A 7,736-nucleotide genomic window follows, 5' to 3' on the forward strand; every position below is an offset into this window, starting at 1 on the left:
CGAACCCTGACCCGGGAACACGAACACCACGTCCGAAGCGCCGTCCGACGCCACACCCGTGACCACACCAGCCGCCGGCTCACCGTCCTCCAAGGCCCGCAGAGCAGTCAGCAGCTCCTCCCTGTCAGCGCCGAGCAGCACAGCCCGATGCCCGAGCCCCGCACGCGAAGACGCCAGCGACCACCCAAGATCGGCAACCGAAGCCTCCGAAGAAGCCACGAACTCCCGCAACCGCTCAGCCTGCCCACGCAACCCGTCCGCAGACCGGCCAGAGAGCACCCACGGCACCACACCATCACCGGAGACGGGGCCGGCCGGGCCGGACTCGACCTCGTCCAGAGGAGCTTCCACGGCCGGAGCCTGCTCCACAATGACGTGCGCGTTCGTCCCGCTCACACCGAACGAGGACACACCCGCACGGCGTGCGCGGCCCGTCTCCGGCCACGCACGGTCCTCGGTCACCAGCTCCACCGCACCCGCCGTCCAGTCCACCTGCGGCGTCGGCTCATCGACATGCAGCGTCCTGGGCACCACACCGTGCCGCATCGCCTCAACCATCTTGATCACACTCGCCACACCCGCGGCAGCCTGCGTATGACCGATGTTGGACTTCAACGACCCCAGCAACAAAGGCCGCTCCCCATCACGATCCTGGCCGTACGTCGCCAACAACGCCTGCGCCTCGATCGGGTCACCCAGCGCCGTGCCCGTGCCGTGCGCCTCGACCACGTCCACCTGCGCGGAGACAAGCCCGGCGTTCTCCAGAGCCTGCCGGATCACCCGCTGCTGCGCGGGGCCGTTGGGCGCGGTCAGACCGTTGGACGCGCCGTCCTGATTGACCGCCGAACCACGGACCACCGCCAGCACCTGATGACCGTTGCGCCGTGCGTCCGAGAGCCGCTCGACCAACAGCAGGCCCACACCCTCCGACGCACTCATACCGTCGGCGGACGCGGCGAACGCCTTGCAACGCCCGTCCCGCGCCAGACCCTGCTGCCGGCTGAGCCCTACGAAGACCTCCGGCGTCGACATGACCATCACGCCGCCCGTGAGTGCCAGTGAACACTCGCCGAGCTGCAGCGCGTTGATCGCCAGGTGCAGCGCCACGAGCGACGACGAGCACGCCGTGTCGACAGTGAGTGCGGGTCCTTCGAGGCCCAGGGTGTAGGAGATCCGGCCGGAGATGACGCTGTCGGCGCGGCCGGTGAGCAGATAGCCCTGCGCTTCCTCGGGGGCGGTGGCCGGGTCGCCGTACCCGTGGAAGCTGGAGCCCACGAAGACACCGGTGTCGCTGCCACGCAGCGCGGTGGGGTCCATGCCGGAGCGCTCGAACAGCTCCCAGGAGGTCTCCAGGAGCAGCCGCTGCTGCGGGTCCATGGCCAGGGCCTCGCGCGGCGAGATCCCGAAGAAGCCCGCGTCGAACTCCCCCGCGTCGTGCAGGAAGCCGCCCTCGGCCACGTACGAGCTGCCGGGGCGCTCGCCGGTCACGTCGATCAGCGAGGCAGGATCCCAGCCGCGGTCGGTGGGCAGGCCCGTGATGGCGTCGCCGCCCTCGGAAAGCAGCCGCCACAGGTCCTCGGGAGAGGCGACACCGCCGGGGTACCGGCAGCTCATCCCGACGATCGCCACCGGCTCACCGCCGGCTGACTCCATGGCCTTCAGCCGTGACTTGGTCTCCTTCAGCTCGGCGGTCACGCGCTTGAGGTAGTCGAAGAGCTTGTCTTCATTCGGCATGGGCGGCAGGTCCATTCCTTAGCGGCACTGAAAGGGTCGGCAATCGCGTTCCGGGGGGAGTCACAAGGGCGGCGCGCAGAGCGTCCGGCCGGCCCGGATCACGGCTCTCCCAGCTCCTCGTCGATCATGGCGAACACTTCGTCCTGGGAGGCCGCCTGGAGGTCCCAGCTCGGCACGGCCCTGCCGCCCGACGCGGCCACCGAGTCCGAGCTGACACGGCGCAGCAGTTTCTCCAGCCGCTCCGCCACCTGGCCCCTGACCGGGTCATCGTCACGCAGGGTGGCCAGTTCGACATCCAGGCGGTCCAGTTCGGCCAGCATCGGGCTGGTGTACGCCTCGTCGTCGAACAACAGGTCGCGCAGATAGGCAACGAGGTCGGAGACCGTCGGATAGTCGAAGATGAGCCCGGCCGGCAGCTTGTGGCCGACCACGCCACCGAGGCGGTTGCGCAGCTCCACCGCGGTGACCGAGTCCAGGCCGAGCTCCGCGAAGGGACGGGTGAGCGGCACCGATTCGGCTCCGTCGTGGCCGAGGACGGCCGCGGCGTGGGTACGGACCGTCTCCCGCAGCACCCGGTCCTGCTCCTTACGGGCCAGGCCGAACAGCCGCTCGGCAAGATGGGGGCCCTCCGTGCCGCCGGTACCCACCGCGTCCACACCCGTCTCCTGGGGGCGCTGGACCTCCGCGAGGCCGTACAGCAGAGGACTGGGCCGCGCGGCGGTGTAGGCCAGCTGGAACTTGTCCCACTCGATATCGGCGAGGACCACGAAGGTGTCGTCGCCCGTAAGGGCTCGCTCCATGGCGAGGGTGGCGCGCTGCGGGGACATGAGCGGCACCCCGTGCCTGCGGCGCAGGTCGGCGACGACGTCTTTCTCCGCCATGCCGCCCTGGGCCCAGGCGCCCCAGCCGATGGAGGTCGCCACCTGGCCGTGGGCCCTGCGGTACCAGGCCAGTGCGTCCAGGTAGGCGTTGCCGGGCGCGTAGTTGCCCTGGCCCGCGGCGCCGAACGTGCCCGCCGTGGAGGAGAAGAGCACGAACGCCGACAGGTCCGCGTCCGCGGTCAGCTCGTGGAGGTTCCACGCAGCACCCGCCTTCGAGCGGAGCGCGGCGGCTACGCGGGGGAGGGTCAGGGTCTCCAGTGGGCCGTCGTCCAGAGCGGCGGCGGTGTGGAAGACCGCGGTCAGGGGCAGCTTCTCCGGGATGTCTGCCAGGGCGGCCGCCAATGCGTCGCGGTCGCCCGCGTCACAGGACAGGACGGTCACCTGTGCGCCCAGAGCGGTCAGCTCGGCCCGCAGTGCGTCGGCGCCCTCGGCATCGGGCCCGCTCCTGCTCAAGAGCATCAGGTGCTCTGCACCCTGCTCAGCGAACCGGCGCGCGAGGTGGCTGCCGAGCGCGCCGGTACCGCCCGTGATGAGGACGGTGCCCCTGGGGGGCTGCCAGGCGCCGTTCTGCCCCCCGGACGCGGCGGCACGCACCAGCCTCCTCGCGCGTACGCCGGCGGGACGCACCGCGAGCTGGTCCTCACCGGTCTCGCCGGTCAGCAGGGCGCAGAGCCGGTCGATGTCCCGCTCCCCCGGCTCGGCGGGCAGGTCGATCAGGCCGCCCCAGCGGTCCGGGTACTCCTGGGCCGCGACCCGGCCGAGTCCCCACACCATCGCCTGCTGAGGTCGTGTGAGTTCGGCGCCGCTGCCGGTGGTGACCGCGCCGCTGGTGACGCACCACACGGGGGCGGTGACTTCGGTGGCGGCCAGTGCCTGGATCAGCCCGAGGGTGCGGGAGAAGCCGAGAGGTACGCCGGGGTGCGACGGGTGTGAGTCCTCGTCGCGTCCGGTCAACGCGAGGACTCCGGCCGCCGGCTCGTCTCCTGCGACGGCGCGCAGTCGTACGGATATCTCATCCACGTACGGGAGTTCGCCCGTGATGCCGGTGTCAGTGGCGTGCTCCGCGGGGAGCAGGACCTGGCGGACGGTACCGCCGCGGCGCTCGATGCCCGCGCCTATGGCGCACACCGTCGGGTCTTCGGCGTGTTCCTGGGGAACGACGACCAGCCAGGTGCCCGCGAGCCGGGCCTTCGTGTCCTGGACCGGCGCCCATTCGATCCCGTACCGCCACGCGTCCACGGTGGCCTCCTCACGCTGCTGGCCGTGCCAGGCGGAGAGCGCGGGCAGGACGGTGGCGAGTGAGGAGCGCACGGAGTCGTCCGCCACGCCGAGCGCGACGGCGAGCGATTCGGTGTCGCCGCCGTCGACCGCCGTCCAGAAGGCGCTGTCGACGCCGGAGGCCTCGCTGCCCTGCGCGGGCGCGGGGGCGTCCAGCCAGTAGCGCTGCCGGTGGAATGCGTAGGTGGGCAGGTCCACGGCCCTGCCACCGTCGAAGGTGCCCGCCCAGTCCACGGGCGCGCCCGCGACGAACAGTTCGGCGAGGGCGGTCAGCAGTCTGCTTCGGCCGCCGTCCCCGCGCCGCAGGGTGCCGGCGACCAGGGGGGTGGTCGCGAGGTCCGCGAGGCTGTCCTCGATGCCGGTGGTCAGGACCGGATGCGGGCTGACCTCGACGAAGACGTCGTGGCCCGCGTCGGCAATGGCCCGCACGGTCTGCTGGAAGCGGACGGGGTCTCGGAGGTTGCTGTACCAGTACTCGGCGTCGGCCACACCGTCCTCGAGGAGCTCGGCGGTGACGGTGGAGTACATCGGCACCTGGGCCGGGCGCGGGGTCACGGGAGCGGCGAGCTCCAGGAGGGCCTCGCGAACCTGCTCGACCTGCGGGGTATGGGAGCCGTAGTCCACCGGAATGCGTCGGGCCCGTACGCCGCCGCGCTCGCACGCGGCCATCAGCTCGTCCAGCGCCGCGGCCTCACCGGCGACGACGGTGGACTGCGGGCCGTTGATCGTGGCGACGCTGATCCGGCCCGCCCAGGGCCCGATCAGCTCCTCCGCCGCGTCCTCACCGACCGGCACGGACACCATGCCGCCCTGGCCCGCCAGTTCACGCCCGATCAACCGGCTGCGCAGCGCGACTATCCGCGCCGCATCCTCCAGCGACAACACACCCGCCACCACAGCAGCCGCCAACTCGCCCTGCGAGTGGCCCACCACCGCAACAGGCTTGACGCCGTGCGCCCGCCACACTGCGGCGAGCGACACCATGACGGCCCACAGCATCGGCTGGATCACGTCCACGCGATCCAGCGACGGAGCGTCCTGGCGCTCCCGCAGCACGTCCGCGGGCGCCCAGTCGATGTGCGGCGCGAGGGCCGCCGCGCACTCGCCGAACCGATCCGCGAACGCCGTTGACGAGTCGAGAAGTTCGGTTGCCATTCCTGCCCACTGCGAGCCCTGGCCGGGGAAGACGAAGACGGCCCTCTTGTCGCGTGCGGCGGTGCCCTGGACCACACCGGGGGTCTCGTCGCCGTGACCGAATGCGGCCAGGCGCCCCAGCAGTTCCTCGCGGTCGCGGCCTATGACGACGGCGCGGTGCTCGAATTCCGCCCGGGTGGTCAGGAGCGAGCGTGCAATATCGGCGAGGGCGGCCTCGGGAGCGGCACTGACGTGCGCGTGCAGGCGCAGTGCCTGTTCGCGCAGGCTTCCCGGGCTCTTGGCGGAGATCAACCACGGCAGGTGGTCGCCGGTGTCCTCGGCGGCCTCGGCCTCGGGCTCCGAGGCATGCTCGAGGATGACGTGGGCGTTGGTGCCGCTGATACCGAACGAGGAGACGGCGCCGCGTCGCGGTCTGCCTGTCTCGGGCCACGGCACGCTCGCGTCGGCAAGCCGCACACCGGCGGAGTCCCACTCGATGTGCGAGGTGGGCTCGTCCGCGTGCAGTGTCTTCGGCACCACACCGTGGCGCAGGGCGAGCACCATCTTGATGACGCCCGCGACACCGGCCGCGGCCTGGGTGTGGCCGATGTTGGACTTCACCGAGCCGAGCAGCAGCGGCTTGTCCTCGGGGCGGTCCTGACCGTACGTGGCGAGCAGCGCCTGGGCCTCGATCGGGTCGCCGAGCGACGTTCCGGTGCCGTGCGCCTCGACGGCGTCGATGTCCGAGGTGGTGAGCCCGGCGTTCGCGAGCGCCTGGCGGATGACGCGCTGCTGCGCGGGGCCGCTGGGCGCGGTCAGGCCGTTGGAGGCGCCGTCCTGGTTGAGGGCGGAGCCACGGATCACCGCAAGGACGGGGTGCCCGTTGCGGCGCGCGTCCGACAACCGCTCGACGACGAGCATGCCGACACCCTCGGCGAATCCCATGCCGTCGGCATCGGCGGCGAACGCCTTGGAGCGGCCGTCGGGCGAGAGGCCGCTGATACGGCTGAACTCCACCATCGGACGCGGCGTCGACATGACGGTGACCCCACCGGCGACCGCCAGCGTGCAATCGCCGCTGCGCAGGGCGTGTGCAGCCTGGTGCAGGGCAACCAGCGACGACGAGCATGCCGTGTCGACGGTGATCGCGGGGCCTTCCAGCCCGAGGGTGTAAGCGATGCGGCCGGAGGCGACGCTGTTGGCGCTGCCGTTGCCCAGGTAGCCCTCGTAGCCGCTGAGCAGGTGAGGGAAGCGCGCGGCGTAATCGTTGTAGATCAGCCCGGTGAAGATGCCGGTCGGGGTGGCGCGCAGGGTGCCGGGGTCGATGCCGGCCCGCTCCAGAGCCTCCCAGGTGGTCTCCAGGAGCAGCCGCTGCTGCGGGTCGGTGGCCAGGGCCTCGCGGGGCGACATTCCGAAGAAGCCGGGGTCGAAGTCCGCCATGTCGTACAAGAACCCGCCGACCTTGGCGAAGTGCAGATCGGGGGACTCGGCGTTGTGCAGATCGACGGAGTCCCAGCCGCGGTCGGTGGGGTAGTCGCCCATGGCGTCGCGTTCGTCGGTGAGCAACTGCCACAGTTCCTCGGGAGAGGTCACTCCGCCAGGGAAGCGGCAGCTCATACCGATGATGACGATCGGGTCGTCATCATCGGCAACGACCGGAGCGGCGACAGGTGCCGCACGGTCCTGACCGCTGTCACCCTCCATACCCAGACGGACGGCGATCTCGGCCGCGAGAGCGACGGGAGAGGGATGATCGAAGACGACGGTCACCGGCAGACGCAGCCCGGTCAGGGAACCGATCCGGTTACGCAGCTCCACCGCGGTCAGCGAGTCGAAGCCCATATCCCGGAAAGCCCGGTCGGCCTCCACGGCGCCGGCCGTGCCATGCCCCAGCACGAGGCCGGCCTGGGCGCGCACCAGCTCCGTCAGCTCACGGTCGCGCTCCGCCGGGTCCAGCGCGGCGAGCCGCTCACGCAGCCCCCCACCACCATCCGCGCTGGCGTTGGCGGCGGCCCGCTTGGCCGTGGTGCGCACCAGCGCACGGAACAGCGGTGCCAGAGGCCGCTGCTCACGCAACGTGGCCGTGTCGAGGCGGACCGGGACGGTGTGCGGACCGGGAAGACCCGCCGCGGCATCAAAGAGGGCAAGGCCCTCATCCGTGCCCAGCGGCCGGATACCCACCCGCCGCATACGATCCAGATCCGCAGTCCCCAGCGCACCCGTCATCGCACTGCGGTCGGCCCACAGACCCCACGCCAACGAGTGCCCCGGCAACCCCTGGACCCGGCGCTCCCGCACCAGAGCATCCAGGAACGAATTCGCCGCCGCGTAACCGCCCTGCCCCGGAGAACCGAACACCCCCGCGGCAGACGAGAACAACACGAACAGCGCGAGATCACGCTCACGGGTCAACTCGTGCAGATTCCACGCCCCGTCCACCTTCGGACGAAGCACAGTATCCAGACGCTCCGGCGTCAACGCGGACACCACACCGTCATCCAACGCCCCAGCCGCGTGCACCACACCACACAGCTCCCCGATGCCGTCCAAAAGCGCACCAAGACCCGCACGGTCCGCGACATCACACGCCTCGACCCGCACCGACGCACCCAACGCGGTCAGCTCGGCAACCAGCTCCTCAGCACCCGCAGCATCCCCACCCCGCCGGCCGGTCAGCACCAGATCCCGCACACCGTGCCCGACCACCAG

2 protein-coding genes are annotated in these 7,736 nt (G+C 71.3%); both read right to left on the reverse strand.

The features are described 5' to 3' along the window. Window positions 1–1,749, reverse strand: a 1,749-nt coding sequence (locus tag ACFY8O_RS34315; RefSeq protein ID WP_387909320.1) for a type I polyketide synthase, incomplete at its 3' end; no start/stop codon positions are given. Between the two features lie 83 nt (window positions 1,750–1,832). Beyond that, on the reverse strand, window positions 1,833–7,736 hold a 5,904-nt coding region (locus ACFY8O_RS34320), incomplete at its 5' end, for a type I polyketide synthase (RefSeq protein WP_449341841.1).

The organism is Streptomyces argenteolus, from assembly GCF_042902585.1.
Lineage (GTDB): Bacteria > Actinomycetota > Actinomycetes > Streptomycetales > Streptomycetaceae > Streptomyces > Streptomyces argenteolus.